The 17808-nt window shown below is 37.3% G+C and carries 17 protein-coding genes; 8 read left to right on the forward strand and 9 right to left on the reverse strand.

Annotation, left to right across the window (positions count from 1 at the left end):
- Positions 1-22 precede the first annotated feature (22 nt).
- Positions 23-1765, reverse strand: coding sequence for a pyruvate oxidase (spxB, locus tag IGJ19_RS00085; RefSeq protein WP_430604262.1), 1743 nt, complete (start codon positions 1763-1765; stop codon positions 23-25).
- A gap of 159 nt (positions 1766-1924) precedes the next feature.
- Between spxB and IGJ19_RS00090 the strand changes: the two genes are divergently transcribed.
- Together IGJ19_RS00090 and IGJ19_RS00095 are read left to right on the forward strand one after the other, a co-directional pair.
- Complete coding sequence (locus IGJ19_RS00090; protein ID WP_086335265.1) at positions 1925-2902, forward strand: Gfo/Idh/MocA family protein; 978 nt, start codon at positions 1925-1927, stop codon at positions 2900-2902.
- 97 nt (positions 2903-2999) lie between these two features.
- On the forward strand, positions 3000-3818 hold the full coding sequence (locus tag IGJ19_RS00095; RefSeq protein WP_019722681.1) for a ZIP family metal transporter: 819 nt from the start codon (positions 3000-3002) through the stop codon (positions 3816-3818).
- A 79-nt stretch (positions 3819-3897) separates the two neighbouring features.
- On the opposite strand, the gene IGJ19_RS00100 is transcribed toward IGJ19_RS00095, so the two are convergent.
- Entirely contained in the window at positions 3898-4095 is a 198-nt protein-coding gene (locus tag IGJ19_RS00100; protein WP_065096712.1) for a hypothetical protein, read from the reverse strand.
- 194 nt (positions 4096-4289) lie between these two features.
- Between IGJ19_RS00100 and IGJ19_RS00105 the strand changes: the two genes are divergently transcribed.
- A complete protein-coding gene (locus tag IGJ19_RS00105) occupies positions 4290-4868 on the forward strand; it encodes a TMEM175 family protein (protein ID WP_071867646.1) in 579 nt (192 codons plus the stop codon).
- Positions 4869-5505: 637 nt separating this feature from the next.
- Here the strand turns inward: IGJ19_RS00105 and IGJ19_RS00110 are convergent.
- On the reverse strand, positions 5506-5955 hold the full coding sequence (locus IGJ19_RS00110; protein ID WP_019722679.1) for a hypothetical protein: 450 nt from the start codon (positions 5953-5955) through the stop codon (positions 5506-5508).
- Positions 5956-6426: 471 nt separating this feature from the next.
- Between IGJ19_RS00110 and IGJ19_RS00115 the strand changes: the two genes are divergently transcribed.
- Positions 6427-7455 (forward strand): FUSC family protein, encoded by a 1029-nt coding sequence (locus tag IGJ19_RS00115; RefSeq protein ID WP_071867644.1) that lies wholly within the window; start codon positions 6427-6429, stop codon positions 7453-7455.
- Between the two features lie 60 nt (positions 7456-7515).
- Here IGJ19_RS00115 and IGJ19_RS00120 read toward each other — a convergent pair whose 3' ends face one another.
- The 4 genes from IGJ19_RS00120 to IGJ19_RS00135 form a co-directional block, all read right to left on the reverse strand.
- Positions 7516-8955: a 6-phospho-beta-glucosidase gene (locus IGJ19_RS00120; protein ID WP_430604263.1), complete on the reverse strand. Its 1440-nt coding sequence runs from the start codon at positions 8953-8955 to the stop codon at positions 7516-7518.
- Between the two features lie 33 nt (positions 8956-8988).
- Positions 8989-10299: a PTS sugar transporter subunit IIC gene (locus IGJ19_RS00125; RefSeq protein ID WP_019722676.1), complete on the reverse strand. Its 1311-nt coding sequence runs from the start codon at positions 10297-10299 to the stop codon at positions 8989-8991.
- A 145-nt stretch (positions 10300-10444) separates the two neighbouring features.
- Complete coding sequence (locus tag IGJ19_RS00130) at positions 10445-11191, reverse strand: MurR/RpiR family transcriptional regulator (protein WP_019722675.1); 747 nt, start codon at positions 11189-11191, stop codon at positions 10445-10447.
- Positions 11192-11278: 87 nt separating this feature from the next.
- A complete protein-coding gene (locus IGJ19_RS00135; RefSeq protein ID WP_074801112.1) occupies positions 11279-11596 on the reverse strand; it encodes a MazG nucleotide pyrophosphohydrolase domain-containing protein in 318 nt (105 codons plus the stop codon).
- Positions 11597-11664: 68 nt separating this feature from the next.
- Between IGJ19_RS00135 and IGJ19_RS00140 the strand changes: the two genes are divergently transcribed.
- The gene (locus IGJ19_RS00140) at positions 11665-12228 is read left to right on the forward strand and encodes a TIGR00730 family Rossman fold protein (RefSeq protein ID WP_074801110.1); all 564 of its coding nucleotides are present in this window, start codon (positions 11665-11667) and stop codon (positions 12226-12228) included.
- A 450-nt stretch (positions 12229-12678) separates the two neighbouring features.
- Positions 12679-13506, forward strand: coding sequence for a class I SAM-dependent methyltransferase (locus IGJ19_RS00145; RefSeq protein ID WP_430604264.1), 828 nt, complete (start codon positions 12679-12681; stop codon positions 13504-13506).
- 169 nt (positions 13507-13675) lie between these two features.
- Here IGJ19_RS00145 and IGJ19_RS00150 read toward each other — a convergent pair whose 3' ends face one another.
- Positions 13676-14140 (reverse strand): helix-turn-helix domain-containing protein, encoded by a 465-nt coding sequence (locus IGJ19_RS00150; protein WP_430604265.1) that lies wholly within the window; start codon positions 14138-14140, stop codon positions 13676-13678.
- Positions 14141-14161: 21 nt separating this feature from the next.
- Positions 14162-15232 (reverse strand): ATP-binding cassette domain-containing protein, encoded by a 1071-nt coding sequence (locus IGJ19_RS00155; protein WP_430604266.1) that lies wholly within the window; start codon positions 15230-15232, stop codon positions 14162-14164.
- A gap of 1157 nt (positions 15233-16389) precedes the next feature.
- On the opposite strand from IGJ19_RS00155, the gene IGJ19_RS00160 reads away from it, so the two are divergent.
- Positions 16390-17460, forward strand: a complete 1071-nt coding sequence (locus tag IGJ19_RS00160) for a radical SAM/SPASM domain-containing protein (RefSeq protein WP_019722665.1) — start codon at positions 16390-16392, stop codon at positions 17458-17460.
- Positions 17461-17477: 17 nt separating this feature from the next.
- Positions 17478-17741: a hypothetical protein gene (locus tag IGJ19_RS00165; RefSeq protein ID WP_071867635.1), complete on the forward strand. Its 264-nt coding sequence runs from the start codon at positions 17478-17480 to the stop codon at positions 17739-17741.
- The last annotated feature ends 67 nt before the right edge of the window (positions 17742-17808 follow it).

Consider the following 17808-nt stretch of genomic DNA (forward strand, 5'->3'; position numbering starts at 1 on the left):
TAACTTGTGGTTTACTGGATTTTTACAACTGTTTAGAAAGATGATGCGTATATATTTCATGAAGCACCGGCATATCATGTACTTCGTATTTTTCTTTGAAGCGCTCAATTTCTTCTTCGCTATACTTTCTTGGGTCTAAGTGTAAGTCTTCGACAGGTAAGGGCCGTTTGTTGGGGATCTTGACGTCGATCACGACTGGTCGATCAGATTTCGCCGCAGCATCGAAGGCAGGGCGTAATTGTTCGTAGTGTGTGATCGTGAAGCCATCGGCACCTAAGGCTTCGCAGGCTTTCCCAAAATCAGCTTGTTCAAGGGAAACACCAAATTTTTGTTGTTCAGTATCTTCTTGTTCTGCTTCGATAAATCCGAATGAATCATTTGAGAAAACGACATTGATGATTGGCAACTGATAGCTGACTTGGGTCAAGATATCTTGCATCACCATGGCAAAACCGCCGTCTCCGCTTAAAGTAAAGACTTGTCTCTCCGGAAAACTTAATTTAGCAGCAATGCCTCCTGGTACACCGTTGCCCATCGTTGCAAACCAACCAGAAGTAGTGTGTAACTGCTCACCAGTCATGTTCAGCAAACGGATCGAATGAATGGTCGTATTTCCAACATCTGTCACAAAAATAGCATCACGCTCAGCAATCCGGTTGATTTCTTTATAGATTGCTTCTGGTCGAATCGATTGCTCTGTGGGTTCTTCAAACGATGTTAACCAACGTCGCCAATTGCGAAGATTTTCTTGATTGGCTAGATACCAAGCATCTTCTGAGCGTTCTTTTCCCCATTCAACTAGGTTTTCTAACGTTGTTTTACCATCACCTAAGATAGCTAAATCGGTGTGGTGGCGGCGGCCGAATTTGGCGGCATCAATATCGACTTGGATAAAGGCTGCTTCTGGATTGAAGAACGTCCGCCCAAAAGGAAAGTCACTTCCTACAAATAAAATCAAATCGGCTTCTGCCAACGCTTCATTCGCAGGTTTTGTCGCTACCCGACCTGCAAATCCAAGAAAATTTTTGTCTTCATCTGGCACGATCCCTTTTGCTAAAACAGAGGCAACCACTGGCATTTTGAAATATTCGGTAAATTTCTTGATCTGATCATAGCCATGACGAACACCTTGACCGATGAACAAGACAGGCTTTTGAGCTTGTTCGAGATAAGGAAGGGCTGCTTTCACGTCTTCCATCTCAGGGAGGATCACCCCTGTTTTGTACGTAGAAGCATTAGAAACATCCTGCCACTCGATTTCTTCAAAACCAAAATCAACTGGGATCGTCACAACAGCGACTCCTTGATGTGCATAAGCTGCCTTGATCGCTTCGTCAACGACATAAGGTAAACTTTCTGGTGTCATGACTGTCCGATTATAAACACTAACATCAGCGAAAATTGGATTTTCATTTAATTCTTGAAAGGCAGTATAATTCATAGAAGTCGAAGCCACTTGTCCTAAAAGGGCGACAACTGGGACGTGATCCATTTGGGCATCATAAAGTCCGTTGATCAAATGGGTGGCTCCAGGACCAGCTGAGCCAAAGACAGCTCCGACTTTTCCTGTTAATTTGGCATCCGCTGCGGCAGCTAACGCGCCCACTTCTTCATGACGTACTTGGATATAATCGATTTGGTCTTTTTCATGGTACAACGCATCCATAATGGAATTGAACGAACCACCCGGAATCCCATAAATATGATCAACTCCCCAGCTTTCAAGCACTTTTACTATGGCAATACCGGCATTTATCGTTGACATTTTGATCCACTCCTTAAAAAAACAAATTATATTTATTGTCTAAAGTATAAATCTTCCTTATCAAAAGCCCAACTAAAGCGACTTTCAACCAAGTAGAGTGAATTGCCAGTAATGTGTGAAACTATGTTATAGTGGATTCAAAATGTTAGGAGGAAGAGTATGCTGAAAATCGGGATTATGAGCGGTGCCTCGATCGTACCTCGTTTTGTGGAGGGGATCAAAGAAAGTGGCGTGGCACAAGCTGTAGCGATTGCGACACGTCGCTTAGAAAAGGCGCAACAGTTAGCCACAGAGTTAGGTATTCCAAAAGCGTATGGCAGTTACGAAGCGTTACTTTCTGATAACAAGATAGAACTGATTTATATTCCATTGATCAATCACTTGCATTTTTCAGCTGCGAAAGCCGCGATCCAAGCAAAGAAACATGTGCTTTTGGAGAAGCCTTTTACGCTACATTCGGAGCAAGCACAAGAACTCTATGCCTTGGCTAAGGAACACAAGGTTTTTCTCATGGAAGCACAAAAAGCCCTATTTCTACCTGCGATCGAAGATGTGAAAAAAACCATTGAGACCGGAAAAATCGGAAACGTTCAATTAGTGGAGATACGTGATGCAAGACCAGGTTCAGAGAAGATTCCTTGGTTCTGGAAGATGGAACAAGGAGGTGGCGTATTGATTTCCAACGCCTCTTACCCATTAAGTGTCAGTCAATATTTATTTGGTACAGGATTTGATGAATATAACGGCTTATGTGTAGAACATGGAGAAGGTCTGACGGACGAAGAGTGTATGGTCAACCTGAAGAAGAAAGACCTTTTCATCAGTTTATTCCTTACGACAAAAATGGATTTTACTAGTACGTATACCATCATTGGAGAAAAGGGCACGATCATCATCCCTAACTATTGGAAAACAGACCATTATACGATCCAGATGAACAACGGAGAAGTGTTAACAAAAGATTTTCCAATGGATAGTGAATTTGTCTTTGAGATCCGTCATGTCGCCGATTTACTTTCCTCAGGTAAGAAGCAAGATACGGTGGTCGATCCAAACATGACGATTATAAATGTTCAAGTCGTTGATGATCTTTACCATAAGTGGTTTGGGAATGATTGGAAAAGCGTGAGGGGATAATCGCTTAGAATAAAGGATCATCAGATTAATAGTAGAATAGTAGTCACATTTTTGGCAATATGCTAGAGTAAGAATAAAAAGGTGAAAGGGGAATTGTATGGTTGATTGGTTACTGAAGCTAGAACCTTGGCAGCAAGCGTTGACGGGTACGGCATTTACTTATTTTATGACTGCGCTTGGGGCTGGCTTAGTATTTTTCTTTAAAGAAATCAAAAAAGATGTACTCAATTTGATGTTAGGTTTCGCTTCGGGTGTGATGATCGCCGCCAGTTTTTGGTCTTTATTAGATCCGGCAATCACAAAAGCAGAAGAAAATGGTGATATTGCTTGGCTTGTGGTGAGTATTGGTTTTGGGCTAGGGGGATTATTTTTATACATTGCCGACAAAACCTTACCACACATGCATTTTGGTCCAGCACACGAAAAAGAAGGCTTACCAACACATTTAAAACGCACGATTTTGCTTGTCTTTTCCATTACCTTGCATAATATTCCAGAAGGATTAGCAGTAGGTGTGGCATTTGGTGCAGCGGCAACTGCAGATAATCCAACGACTGCGGTGCTAGCAGCGATCTCTGTTGCGCTAGGTATTGGTATTCAAAACTTTCCAGAAGGTGCGGCTGTTTCGATTCCTCTCCGACAAGAAGGATTAAGTCGAACAAAAGCTTTTGTCTATGGGCAAGCTTCAGGAGTGGTTGAACCGATTGCTGGAGTCATCGGGGCAATCTTAGTGACAAAAGTTGCAGTCTTACTACCTTATGCCTTAGCTTTTGCTGCGGGTGCAATGATTTACGTCGTCGTGGAGGAACTGATTCCTGAAGCGCAACAAACACTTTCAAGTAAACGACACTATGCAGTTTTTGGTGTTATGACTGGTTTTATTATCATGATGATCTTAGATGTAGCATTAGGTTAAATGATATATCATTTAAAAGAAGTAAAAAAAGAGGCAGAAATTTTCTGCCTCTTTTTGTTTTTCATTTAGGAAAATAGTATTAGTAGTATTTTCTTTGTTGCGTGGTGCGAGTGATCCAACGGACTAACCAAATTGCAATGGCTGCTGGAATCAACAATTTAATACCTAACCATAATAAACCACTGATCACGCCAACGAATAGATTGAGGACAAAGCTAGCTACGACGAAACCTACCACTAATAGGATGATTGTTTGAAACGTATTTCTTTTTTGCATGATGATCGCCTCTTTTCTCGTTTGATAAACTTCTCAATAGAAGTTACGCTTGCTGTTTTCTATATAGTAAGTATAGCAAGGATTGATTGACTTAACCTCCACCCAGAGCCCGATTTCTACTTGCTACTTTGGTGTGAAAAGGTTGCTTTTTTGCCCTTATTACGAATAAAATGAAGCGAAAGGAGAGGAAAGTCATGCCGAAAAATCGACTAGAAGCCTTTACAGACGCCGTGATCGCTATTATTATGACGATTTTAGTGTTGGAGCTACATGAACCACACTCAGATACCTTGGAAGCGCTAGTTGCACTTGCGCCACGTTTTCTTATTTATATCATTAGTTTCTTTACCCTAGGCATTTATTGGAATAACCACCATCATTTGTTTCAAGCCGTCCACAAAGTGAATGGGCGAGTGCTCTGGGTGAATAGCTTTTTTATTTTTTTCCTGTCGCTGTTTCCTTTCGTTACTTCATGGATCAGCGAATACAGTAACAGTCTTGTCCCTGAAATGACCTATGGTATAGTGATATTAGGAGCGAATCTCACGTATTATTTGTTAGCAAGGACATTAGTTGCCTCAGAAGAAGACGAGAATGCATCTATTAAAGAGTTGTTTGGCAATTATCGTAAATCCTACGTATCTATTGGTTTGAATGTCGTGGGATTGATTTTGGGATATTTGATTGCGCCCATCGCCGTGTTAATAGTCAATGTCTTGATTTTGGTTACTTGGTTGATCCCAAGTCGTAAAATTGAAGCGTACTATCGCTAGATACTTGAATAACATAGTCAATCAAAAGACACAGAATAGTTAGGGAATACTCCTTTCCTGTTCTGTGTTTTTTTGTATGCTCTTGACTCGTTTAACGATTATAAAAAAATTTAACAGAAACATAAGTAAAAAATAAAAAAACAGTCGAATTTTTTAGGCACAATGATAGTTAAAGAGGGATGCATATGAGAAAACGAAAAAAATTTTATCCAGCAATCATTACAAGTTTTATTACCGTACTTATTTATGTAGAGCAATCGAGGTGTAATTTGCTCGTTCTCCTGTTATCAGTTTTACTTACTGTCATCGTCACGCTTAAAGGATAGACGATACAAAGAAGTAAACAAACCTGAGCTCGATCGATCACAAGGTCAAAGATGACGGATTTTGTGGACAAATAGAAAGAGCTAATGAGTTATCCACTGTGGATAACTCATTATTAGATCAAAAATTTGGATAACAAGCGTATTTATTTTTTATTGTTATTTTAAATAACATAGATAAATCGATACTAAAGGATGGACAGATATTCGTTGGATCTCAAAAAAAAACAAACTGAAAGGAAGAGGAATTTCTTCGTTTCAGTTTGCTTTTTTGTAGTATAAATATAAATCTATATTTACCCCCGTAGGGTATGTCAGCGTGTGTTGTAAGGTTCTCCTTCAATGGATACATTGTTTTTATAGGCAAAGTAACGATCATTTTTTTTCGCAATGCCAAATGTATCAGAAACATGAATGTTTTGTGGAGAGAATTTTATTGCTGGAATCGAGAACGATTGCTCTTTTGGATCAGTCACTCTGATTTCAAACGATAGTTCATTTTCATCTTCTTTTGTTAGTACGATATGGGGTGTATCATTAAAATTGATTTCTGTTACTTCGTAGATGCCTAAAAAATCGACCGAGTCACCAATGCTTTTCAATAATTGATTTTTTGTAGGAACATATTCCATTTTAATTTCGTCTGTTTGGATCATTTCAGCTTTGGAGGTAACATCTCGAACAGGAGAATTCAAAAAATGAATAAAAGAAAATAAACCGACACATGCAAACAAGCTACTGATAATTAAAATAATTTTCTTCATTTTCCTTACTTTTTGTCCTTTCTGTGTTCTCCAACGTATATGTCTGATGTTAAAATCAAAAAAACTTTATGTAACAATAAATTTTAATTTTTTTTTGTTATTAAAAATGATTTCTTTCATAGTATAAATTTAAAATACAAAAAAATAAAGCGGATTTCACAAATTCTTTGACTAGATGAAAAGCTTTTAATTTTAGATAGCTAAAACTATCTATATTATTACAAATAATGGTGGTTATTATTAATTAATTATAATATTTAATTAGTTATTTAATGATTGGTGGGAATTTCTGGCTGTTTAAGCGATGAAAATTGGTGTTATACTAGATAAAGTAAATTCGTTTAAATTTTTCTCTGGAAAACTCTCCTTTTACTTCTAATAGTTGATTTCTTTGATACTTCTTATAAATAGACAAGACATCCTTAAGGCGAAAACGATTTTTATATACATTTCAAAATAAGGAGGTTTTTTATGGTTAAATCTTATTTTACATTTAACAAAATTCAAGAAAATCCATTTCGTATCATGAATCTGATGGTGATGATCTTTCTCGTTTTATGGATCGGTTACATCAATCATAATTTTTTGATTTCAAGTTTCTCTTCTCTAGGTATCTTTACCTTCTTTTACTACCAGAACATTCCGATGAAGCAATTATTAAAGCGCCTATTTTTGATTGGTTGCGGTCTATTACTGGCTTTTACATTAGGGCTATTGTCGACGTATGTCATCTGGCTTGAACCATTTGCTGTTGGAGCAGTTGCTTTTTTCAGTCGATTTATTTTGCGTTTGTTCCATATTTCTAAACCAGGGGGCTTATTCTTTGCGATGCTAGCGGCTATGGGAACGAGTATGTCCGTTCCATTTTCCCATTTGCCGACAGTAGCTTCTTTTTTCTTTATGGGTGTTGTGTTTGCTTTGATTGCTGCATTTCTAACGAAAAAAATGGATTCACGCCCGGAACAGGAAGTGATAAAGGTATCCTTGAAGGAGCGTTTTCACCAAGAACCTTTAGTGATCATTGATTCGATTTTTTACAGCGCTGCATTGTTCCTTTCCGTTTATGTGAGCCATGGCTTGAACATGAAAAATCCTTATTGGCTGACACTGTCTTGTGCCTCGATTTTATTGGCTGAGAATTTAGATGCGATGAAACATCGGCAAGTGCAATACTTGATTGGTTCGATGTTAGGGTTGTGTTTATCGGCTGTCTTATCACTGATTCCTTTTTCCCAACTTGAAACGATTTTTTTAATTACGTTTCTTTATGGTATTTCTCAGTTTTTAGTTGCCCGAAATTATGCAGTGGCGAATATTTTTTTGAACCCCATGGCATTGATGCTTTCGACACTGGTCAGGAACACGTACTTGATCTCATTGATCGAGTATCGCTTTATTGGTATCGTCATCGGTAGTTTCATTGGTCTAGGCGTAGCCTGGGTGATGAATATCGGTCTGCAACATTACTTAGCAGTTGTGAAAGAAAAATATGAAACATAACAAAGAAAGGCGGTCACGACAATGAAGTCGGATCGCCTTTCTTTCTTTCTTTGTTCGTTACTAAAGCTGTTCACCATTTGTTTCAATCACTTGTTGGTACCAAGCAAAGGAATCTTTTTTCAAACGTTGTAAGGTTCCGTTACCGATATTATCTTTATCGACATAGATCATGCCATAGCGTTTTTCCATTTCACCACTGCCAAAGCTGACGATATCGATGATTCCCCAAGGTGTATAACCAATTAATGGTACGCCATCTTCAACTACTGCTTTTTTCATTTGTTCGATGTGTTCTCTTAAATAATTGATCCGGTAGTCATCATGGATCTCATTTGAATCAGTTAACTGATCGTAGGCACCAAAACCATTTTCAACGATAAACAGTGGGAGATCATAACGCTGGTACACCGTATTCAATACATAACGCAACCCAACAGGATCAATCGGCCAGCCCCAGTCAGAAGCAGTAATATAAGGATTTTTAACTAGTTTGGCTGAAGGAATATCTTCTGTTTGTCTGCCCTCAACATCGGGAAGGGTTGTGATCGTTCCCGACATATAATAGCTAAAACCGATATAGTCAACAGTTCCTTGACGTAAAATTTGTCGTTCTTTCTCGCTGATCTCGATCGTGAGCCCTTTTTGTTCCCAATACTTTTCTGTGTAGGTAGGGATTTCTCCGCGTACATGGACGTCACTGTAGAAGAAACGACGTTCATTTGCTTTGACTGAAGCAATCATATCTTCTGGCGCACAGGAGTAGGGATAGATTGGAACGTAAGCCATCATACAACCAATCTGAAAATCGGGATTGATCTTTTTCCCTTCATTGACAGCCCAAGCACTGGCAATCAGTTCGTTGACCCCTGCTTGGAATACTAAGGCCTCTTTATCTTGGTCATCTTCAATGATCATGGCTGAATTGGTCCAAACATGAACGGGCTCTTGTCCGTCCGCCTGATTATTGATTTCATTGAAGGTCATCCAGTAAGTTACTTTGTCTTTGTAACGGTCAAATACGCACTGAGCAAATTTAACAAATAAAGGAATGACCGCTTTATTGGCAAAGCCACCAAAATCTTCATAAATGGCATAAGGAATCTCAAAATGAGACAACGTGACTACCGGTTCGATCCCGTTTTTTAAGCATTCGTCAAAAAGATCATCGTAAAATTTTAATCCCTGTTCATTCGGTGTTTCTTCTTGACCAGTAGGAAAGATCCGACTCCATGAAATGGAAGTGCGTAGACATTTTAAGCCTAGTTCTTTAAATAATTGGATGTCTTCTTTGTAACGATGGTAAAAATCAATGGCTTCGTGGTTTGGGTAATATTCCTCTTCGACGACTCCTTTAGTGATCTTCCGCGGAATCCCATTTCCGCCAGCAGTCATAACATCAGCGATACTTGGACCTCGTCCATCAATATTCCAAGCACCTTCTGCTTGATGAGCAGCAATTGCGCCTCCCCATAAAAAATCTTTGGGTAACTCTCTATTCATACAAATTCCTCCTAAGTTTCATTGATTCTTAAGTTATATCTCTGTGCGTTGTGCGCGGTTGGAAGCCATGACAAAAGGTAGGTAAATCAAAACGGAAATCGCTAAACAAAGTACGCCTATTACAATTCCCATGATATTCCCACCAGTTCCTAAAAACAAATTGATGATCCCTGGGGTGGTCCAAGGTAAACCAATCGCTGGTGATGGCATGATTGGCCAGACGACTGTGACGAAGTAACCGACCAGAATATTGACCATCGGTGTTAAAACAAAAGGAATGATCATAATTGGATTTAAGACGATCGGTAGTCCAAAAATCATCGGTTCATTGATTTGGAAAATACCTGGTACAAAAGATAGTTTGGCGATTTCGCGATATTCAGGTCGTCGTGAAGCAATAAAAATCGCAATGATCAAGCCTAAGGTCATACCCGTTCCACCCATGTTTGCAAACATATCATTCAAGATGCCCCAGGTTTCTTTGTAAGGGACATCCCACAGCGAACCACCATCATTGATGAATTGGAGATTGGCTAAGTCCTGCTCGGTAAAAATCGCTGAACGAACAGCATTCAATGTGTTTGGCCCATGAATACCAATAGAAAATAGCAGTGTCTGAATAAAAGCTAAGAGTAGGACACCAAACACATTTCCACCTAAGTCACGTAAAGGTGCTTGGATACCGGCATAAATCAACTCGTTGATTCCTTCAGGCGCGATCATCAAGACGAAGAAGTTGATCAAAGCTGACATAGAAACAACGATAATGATTGGGATCATCCCAGAAAAAGAGCGAGAAACAGCTGGTGGAACGAGTTCAGGCATCTTGATTTGCAATTTCTTGACTTTGAATAATTTCGGTAGGAATTCTCCAACCAAGCAAGCGACAATCATCGCAACGAATAACCCTTGAGCACCCAAATATTGCGTCGAGATGACATTCATTTCATCGACTGCAAAAGAAGTAGGGTAAAAGATCATAAAGCAAGCGACACTAGTTAGCCCAACTAAGGTTGCATCAGCTTCGAAATGTTTTGCCAAAAGCTGAGCGACTAAAAAAGCAATAAACAAACTCATGATATTGATTGTGCCATTTGCTACAGAAGCAAGGACTTGTTGTGCACTTTCTAAATTTGGAAAGATACGTGAAAGTTGAAATAATTGCACGATAAAACTGTCTTTTGAAAATAAAATATTATTGACTAGGATGACTAATGAAGAAGAAATCGTTAATGGAAAAATAAGCATGAATGCATCTCGAACGGCTGCAATATGTCGTTGGTTGTTTAACCGTGTTGCAATAGGAACAAGACTTCGATCTAATAAATCATTGAATTTTTGCATAAGAATAACACCTTTCGCTATATGATGGATTCATTATAGCGAAAGGTGTGAAAGAAAAGTAAGCGCATTCTTATTTAGGATAAAAATTTGGAACAATGAAAATTATTTCGTGGTAGGAACATAGTGTTCCAAATTGAGTGGTGAATCATTCATCCTCTAAATAACCGATCAGTGTTTCAAGGATCGCCATGGAAGGTAGCTGACTAGTCAAATCAAGAAAGATGTCTTTCCGTTCTTCTTTAATGGCATAGTCAATCGAGTAATCACACAATTGAGCCAATGAACTTTCTTTATGTGCGGTAATACAATACTTATGCACGCTATCAGCATGAGCTAAACCTGAAATTACTTCGATTAGTTCTTTTGTTTCACCTGAAACACTCAAAAAGACTAACGCATTTTTTTGATCTGGACGCAAAAAACTACGAATCGGATAAGTCAGTTCATCTAAGCTAATACAAAAGTAACCGATATTCGCTAATTTTCGTGCCACATATTGTGCTAATGCTCCCGAAGCCCCCATGCCCATAAATAGGATAAAATCAGCTTGACGCAATGTTTTTGCCATTTTTTTGATTTGGTATTCAATATCGGGATGAAAAATAGTCATGTTCAACTGATTGATTCGTTCTTCTAACATTAATTGCTTGTCATCTGTTTCATAATGGGCTTTTTCCAAATGGTTTTTAATATAAAAACGAAATTCCGGAAATGAATCAAAGCCGACTTTTTGGATAAAACGAAAGACAGAAGTTGAAGAAACATGCGCATCCGTCGCTATATCTCGTACCCGCATATAAGGTATTTTCTCAAGGTTATTAACGATAAAGCGGTAAATCTCTTGTTCAACGGCAGACAATTTATTTAAGTTAAGACTTTCAAAGATAGCCATGTGTTTACCTCAAGATTCTTTTTCTTTAGAGTATAGCACGATGGAAAGGGTTTTTCTAAAAAAATTGGAAATGGCATCGTGAGAAGACTACATATTGAACCGGTTCTCTAGTTTTTGTTTGTGGTGATGAATGATTTCTTCGAATGTTAAGTCATATTTATCAGCAAGAATCAGAACATTATCTAAGACATCACCCAATTCCTCCATCAGATTTTCCTTGTAAAAATCAATTGTTTGTATAGATTCATCCGGACGATCCCGACCGATTTCGAGACTTCGAACCGCTCTTGAAACTTCGCCAACTTCTTCAGTTAAAAAGCCGATACGGATAAATGGATCGTAGTCGTACCAATTTCTTTTTTTATAAAAATCAACTACCCAATCATTGTATTCTTTCATGTTCATGTTGAGGTTAACCACCTTTCAATTATATAATAGCATAAGCTGAAAAAAATTTGGAAGGGGTTGCGGAAATGAACATTGCAGTCTATTGCGGAGCAAGTAAAGGGAATTCTCCAGAATTTGAACGAGTAACGAGAAGCTTAGGTGAGTGGATCGGGAAGAATGAATATCAGTTGGTTTATGGTGGTGGAAATGCTAGTTTAATGGGGATTATTGCTGATTCAGTACTAGGATCTGGAGGGAAAGTGACAGGTATCATGCCTGACTTTTTGGCAAAACGAGAACTAGCAAAAAAAGATGTCACCTCTTTGATGATCGTGTCGTCGATGCACGAACGGAAACAAAAAATGATTGAATTATCAGATGTCTATATTGCACTGCCCGGCGGTCCTGGAACCATCGAAGAAATTACTGAAGTGATTTCTTGGGGAAGAATCGGCCAGCATGTCAATCCATGTGTGTTAATGAATCACCAAGGATTCTTTGATCCATTAAAGCAGCAGTATCAAGCCATGGTCGATCAAGGCTTTTTAACAAGAGAAGACTTCGATAAAATTTTGTTTGCGGATGCACTGACAGAGATCCAGCCTTTTGTTGAACAGTATATCCCGCCTAAAATCAGGGAGTATAAATAAAGCCATTACTTGAACGCACCCCTTTCATAACGACTAATATAGTTGCCTGAGCCATTTGGACACATTGATCACCTTTAGGAAAAAAATGCTTTGGCATACTATTATTTTATAGATACGCTTCTTTTACGATCGTTTTATAGTCACCAGAGAAAAAATTGACAATTACAGGTATTCTCTATAGAATGAAACTATAAATTTAACAGAAAAAGGTGATGAATCCGGCATATCAGATGTTATATAATCAGTAACATGGGTATGATTGGAAGCGAGTAAATAAAATCAATTCAATAGGTTAAAAAATTAGCTGAGACACAGCTTTATTTAGCGTACCTATGTATTTGATTTTATTTTACTCGCATCTTCGCCTTATGCAGGGAAGCCGTAGAGTAAAATCTACGGCTTTTTTCTTTTGTTCAAATTTATAAAAAGAAAATGAGGAGATGGAAAACAATGATTGAAACACTTTTAAACCAACCAACACTTTATCAACAAACGAAAGGCGCATTTTGGGATGATCGTCACATCTCAAAACAAATGTTACAAGCACATCTTGACCCTGAATTTGAAGGTGCAAGTCGAAAAGCTGGGTTTATTGATGAATCTGTTCGTTGGATCAATACAGTAATCCCGCCGAAAACCTATCCAACGTTATTAGATATTGGCTGTGGTCCGGGAATCTATGCAGAAAAATTTAGTCGATTGGGGTATGAAGTAACGGGGCTTGATTTTTCTAAGCGTTCGATAGAACATGCCAAAAAATCTGCGGAAGACCAACAGTTACCGATTACGTACCATTATGCAGATTATCTGACAATGGATCTAGATAAACAATACGATATCATCACGATGATCTATTGTGACTTTGGGGCGTTATCAGCGAGTGATAGAAAACGATTATTGGAAAAAATTTATCAGCATCTAAAACCAACAGGAAAAGTTCTATTGGATGTTTTTTCGATGGCAAGTCATCAATCATTTGAAGAAAAGCGAGTTTGGGATACTTGTCCAGATGGAGGATTTTGGACAGATGAACCCCATGTGGCCTTGCAATATAATACAAAATACAACGAACGTGTAACTTTAGAACAAACGACGATCCTTACTGCGAACGAAACCAAAACTTATTATTTATGGATGACGTATTTTACAAAAGCAACTCTGCAAAAAGAAATGGAAGCGGCTGGTTTTGTTGTTAGTGGGTTTTACGGGGATGTAAAAGGAAGTCCTTATGATGAGAACTCGCCGACACTAGCTGTCTGGTTAACAAAAAAAGAGTAATAATTGCTTCTTGAATTTGAAGTAAAGGTGTTCAACCTTAAAAGATAAGAAGAGAGCTACAAGAACCTGTTGCTAGGTTTTGTGGCTCTTTTCTTGTTTTTTGATTTTACATATTGTGTGATTACGCCTGTCTACTTAATTTTTAAGAAGATAGGCATAACCACATAATTTAATCGTCTGTATAAGTTACTTCATAGATGTCCGTTTGTTGTTGCAACAAATGATTGATCCATTTGCCAAAATTGATGACATAGTCAAAACTTCCACTTAAAAGTAATTCTGCATGTTTTTCCTTATATATTTGGTAATAAAATAATCGGTCTTGATCATTAGCATAAACATCTTGATGGTAGTCGAGAATGTTATCTTTAAATTTTTGTATAGAGCTAACATGTTCAAAATACAGATTGAATCTTAGCGTATAAGGTAATTTGTTGATAGCAGAATCATTCTTGTCCATAAAAAAAACAAGTTGATGGCCCGCAATAAAGTCTAAAATATTATCCGTTGAAAAATACCATTTTCCTCCTATTTTCAAACCTATCAGTTTTCCAGACTTAATGTAGTTGCGGATAGAACGTGTGGTAACATCTAACATATCAGCGACCTCATTGACAGAGTAATAATTTTCCATTGAAAATACCTTCCTTAAACGTTAATCTATCGTCTCTACATGAGAGGACAGTTGAATGATTTTATTCGCAAAAGCTTTATTCTCTTTATCATGGGAGGTGAATAAAATAATTTTATTTTGGTGCATTTTAATAAGTGTATTAAATATGGCATCCGCAGAGTCTTTGTCGATACTACTCGTACTTTCATCTAGAATCCATATCTTGCTGTCTTGGAGCATCATGCGAGCAATAAACACACGTTGCTTTTCTCCTCCTGAGAGATTGGCGCCATTGTCAACGATCAAAGAATCCCAGTTTTTGTTTTTAAAAATCGGTGCAAGAAGTGATGATTGTTTCAACGCTTCTTTTTTCTCTTCAGAAATCGTCTGACCGAGAGTGATATTGTATTCAAGAGTATTTGAAAAGAGTAGAGTCGCTTGAGAGAGATAAGTCATCTGTTCCCTGACTAACCTTGTGTCTAATTGTTCAATAGGAAGATCATTGATATATAGACCATTGCTTTCATAAAACCCCAATATTGATTTTATCAAGGTTGATTTTCCAGAACCAGAAGGACCTTCGATGTAACAAATATCTCCTAAATTCAATGTTTCAGTCAATGATAGATGGATTCTTTTTGCATTTGATGTCATCGTGATTTGCGGATCTTCAAATTTAATGCTAGTGATTTGGCCAATTGGTGTGCCAGATAAATCTTCTTGATGAAGTTCTAAGTTTTCTTGAACAAATTGTTGGTTTGCCACGACCGTTCGATAATCGACATTGATTTTGGATAAATCAGAAAGGGAAGTGAAGAAAATAGGCATTAGTATACTGACTACCATCATATTATTCAACTGGAGCTGTTGGTTATACACCAAGTAGCTGATCGTTATAAAAATAATATTTTGAGAAAGTTGGTTGATGAATGAGACAGTATAACTAGTGATCTGGGCAAATTTATTTGTTGATGCCAAACTTGAATACATATTTTTGATGGTTGAGAAAGTTAATTGTTTAACGAAATCAAAATTCGGCAACATTTTAAATTGTTCTGGGTTTCCAAGTAGTAGAATCAGGTCTTTCTGGGCTTGAGCATTTTCGTCTTGCATTGTCTTGATTCTTGAATTAAGTGTTTTATTAATAAAAATATAAGAAAAAAGATTGATTGGGATCAGGATGAGTGTGATTAAAAAAATTAATGAATTAAGTGAAAAAAATATACTTAAGACGATGAGAATAGAGATGGTCGATTTTAGTACTAAAAAGAAGCTAGTTGTCATAAATGTGTAGGTTGTATCCACGATTCGAAAAATTCGAGAAACTAAATTTCCGGATTCTAAATTGATATATTTCTCAAATTTTAATGTATATATTTTAGATAATAGAGTGGAAAAGGAAGTTAAATTGAATTTTTCCGCAAAGTTTTCCCGATAAATGATCAGACAGACTTGGAAAATATATGAAAGTGTCATAGCACCCATTATTAGGAAAATAATAGGAAATATAGAGGAAGCTTGGTAGCTTTGGATACTGTTCAATATAAATGGTGCAATCAGGGTGGTTAGCACGGTTACTAAGACTAATAACGTTGATATAAAGATGTAAATATAGCTTTTTTTTGTAAGGAAGTTCATTTTTTCTGCTCCTTAAGTAAATATTTGACAAAATTTTATAAAACATATTATACTTTAGTTAGGAAAAAAAGTGAACTATATTTTCATTTTTTTTCTTAAAGCAGAAGGTAAGTAGTGGGTTAGAAACTTAATCTGAAAAAGAAGATAGTTTCTGTTACTGCTTATTCTTGTGTTCATTGTATGTCACTAGTTCATAACATAAAGGAGGGGTGCAAATGTTTAAAAAACCTGAATTGAAAAAAATTGTGGGAGCATATACAGCTCCATGTGCTTGTGGTGTTATTTCTGGGCAAGGTTCATAAGTGAAAAAGAGAACATGACAGTGATGTCTCTTCCCGACAAGCAAGCTGAGGTCTGCGAAATTTTTTGTAGATTTCAGCTTTTTGAAAGGGCTTTTATCAACACTTCCTACTTATTTTTGGTGCAGAAAGTGGGCGCTCCCTTCGGTTTACCCTGCGAAAATGAACTTGTGGTTTAAAAAATGAGGTGATTTTATCCGAATCAAAGAGAATCTTCATGCCTATCGATTCAATGAACAATTTATCGTACATAATGTCCTACGTAGTACATGGATATTAGTTGATCAAGAAGAATTAAACAAAATAAAAAAGCAAGATTACAAACATCTACCAATGGCAACCCAGAAAAAGATGGATCTGTTTCAAATCCTTTTAGAAGACCCGATTGAAGTAGAAAAAACGGAGCATGGAATACCAGAGACAGCTTATTTGGTTATGACCCATCAATGCAATTTGAAGTGTGTTTACTGCTATGCAGAAGCCAGTCCTGAAAAGGAATATGAGGATAGTTTAAATTTTGTCGAATGGATCGACGTTCTCAATCAATTGAAGGATTGCGGTGTAAAGAAAATTATCTTTACTGGCGGTGAGGTTGGGTTAAGTAAGGATGCGCTAAAATATATCGATTATGCCAAAAAAATTGGTCTAACTATTGGTTTGATCACGAATGGGACTTTAGTACGGAATGCAAAAGATGCAGCGTTTCTAGCTGAAAGATGTGCTTCGATCACCATCAGCTTAGATTCGATCGACCAAGTCGCAAATGATAAAAATAGAGGAAAAGGCTGTTATCGCATAGCAATGAGAGGGATTCAAAATCTATTAGACTTGAATTATCCAAATATTGCAGTCAATACGATCATTACCAATAATAATTTTAATAATATTGACGAAACGGTGGAATTTTTAAAGAAGAATAACATCAATTATAAATTAGGCGGATTCAGTGAACTAGGACGTGCAAAAATGGCAGAGATTTCTTTAACTGAGAGTGAGAGAACGGAAATCGAGTTAAAACAAAAGAACAAAAATCGTTCACCATTTTTAAAACCTTTCACCATCAAAGAATCCTGTGGACTTGGCGTTGGAGAATTTGCAATCAATCCTGTTGGTGATATATTTGCCTGTAAACTGTTAGAAACTGCTGACTACAAACTGGGAAATATTAGAGAAAAGCAACTTAGCGAGGTTTTTGGCGAAGAGAATATTACCTTTATTCGCTCTCAAAGCATCAATCATTTAACAAAATGTAACGATTGTTCATTCCGTTACTTATGCGGTGGAGGATGTCGTGCACATCATTATTATGCAACCAATGATACCCAAGGTGTAGACGAAGCAGAGTGTAATTTGATCAAGGAAATCCTAAAGCATCAAATGGTTCGTAGCTGTACAAATGAATAACGAAAAGAGTGGAAGACATGAAACTCAATGAGAACATTACTTATGAAAAAATGGGGAATGACTTATACATCATGGTTGAGAGTGAACGTTTTGTTTTAGACAATGACGTAGCAATTGATATATTTGATTTGTTAAAGGCTGAATCGACGAAAGAAAACATAAAAGCCTTTGTGCGAAACAAGTATCGTTTAGATAAAGAATTTACAGATGAAGAAAAAGATGCTTATGTAGAGGAATTTTTGACCGTGCTTAAAATTAATGGAATTATGACTGGATCTTGACGATCGTTGAATCTAGCAAAATAAGCAGCAGCCTATCAAATTTGACGGGCCGCTGCTTTTTTTTCGA

Source organism: Enterococcus sp. DIV1368b (assembly GCF_050529595.1).
In the GTDB taxonomy this organism is placed as follows: Bacteria; Bacillota; Bacilli; order Lactobacillales; family Enterococcaceae; genus Enterococcus_B; species Enterococcus_B mundtii.

Bases quoted from the DNA above. Each gene is read 5' to 3' on its own strand.
- spxB (WP_430604262.1), bottom strand. From the start codon at position 1,765: ATGTCAACGATAAATGCCGGTATTGCCATAGTAAAAGTGCTTGAAAGC.
- IGJ19_RS00090 (WP_086335265.1), top strand. From the start codon at position 1,925: ATGCTGAAAATCGGGATTATGAGCGGTGCCTCGATCGTACCTCGTTTT.
- IGJ19_RS00095 (WP_019722681.1), top strand. From the start codon at position 3,000: ATGGTTGATTGGTTACTGAAGCTAGAACCTTGGCAGCAAGCGTTGACG.
- IGJ19_RS00100 (WP_065096712.1), bottom strand. From the start codon at position 4,095: ATGCAAAAAAGAAATACGTTTCAAACAATCATCCTATTAGTGGTAGGT.
- IGJ19_RS00105 (WP_071867646.1), top strand. From the start codon at position 4,290: ATGCCGAAAAATCGACTAGAAGCCTTTACAGACGCCGTGATCGCTATT.
- IGJ19_RS00110 (WP_019722679.1), bottom strand. From the start codon at position 5,955: ATGAAGAAAATTATTTTAATTATCAGTAGCTTGTTTGCATGTGTCGGT.
- IGJ19_RS00115 (WP_071867644.1), top strand. From the start codon at position 6,427: ATGGTTAAATCTTATTTTACATTTAACAAAATTCAAGAAAATCCATTT.
- IGJ19_RS00120 (WP_430604263.1), bottom strand. From the start codon at position 8,955: ATGAATAGAGAGTTACCCAAAGATTTTTTATGGGGAGGCGCAATTGCT.
- IGJ19_RS00125 (WP_019722676.1), bottom strand. From the start codon at position 10,299: ATGCAAAAATTCAATGATTTATTAGATCGAAGTCTTGTTCCTATTGCA.
- IGJ19_RS00130 (WP_019722675.1), bottom strand. From the start codon at position 11,191: ATGGCTATCTTTGAAAGTCTTAACTTAAATAAATTGTCTGCCGTTGAA.
- IGJ19_RS00135 (WP_074801112.1), bottom strand. From the start codon at position 11,596: ATGAACATGAAAGAATACAATGATTGGGTAGTTGATTTTTATAAAAAA.
- IGJ19_RS00140 (WP_074801110.1), top strand. From the start codon at position 11,665: ATGAACATTGCAGTCTATTGCGGAGCAAGTAAAGGGAATTCTCCAGAA.
- IGJ19_RS00145 (WP_430604264.1), top strand. From the start codon at position 12,679: ATGATTGAAACACTTTTAAACCAACCAACACTTTATCAACAAACGAAA.
- IGJ19_RS00150 (WP_430604265.1), bottom strand. From the start codon at position 14,140: ATGGAAAATTATTACTCTGTCAATGAGGTCGCTGATATGTTAGATGTT.
- IGJ19_RS00155 (WP_430604266.1), bottom strand. From the start codon at position 15,232: ATGCAAGACGAAAATGCTCAAGCCCAGAAAGACCTGATTCTACTACTT.
- IGJ19_RS00160 (WP_019722665.1), top strand. From the start codon at position 16,390: ATGGCAACCCAGAAAAAGATGGATCTGTTTCAAATCCTTTTAGAAGAC.
- IGJ19_RS00165 (WP_071867635.1), top strand. From the start codon at position 17,478: ATGAAACTCAATGAGAACATTACTTATGAAAAAATGGGGAATGACTTA.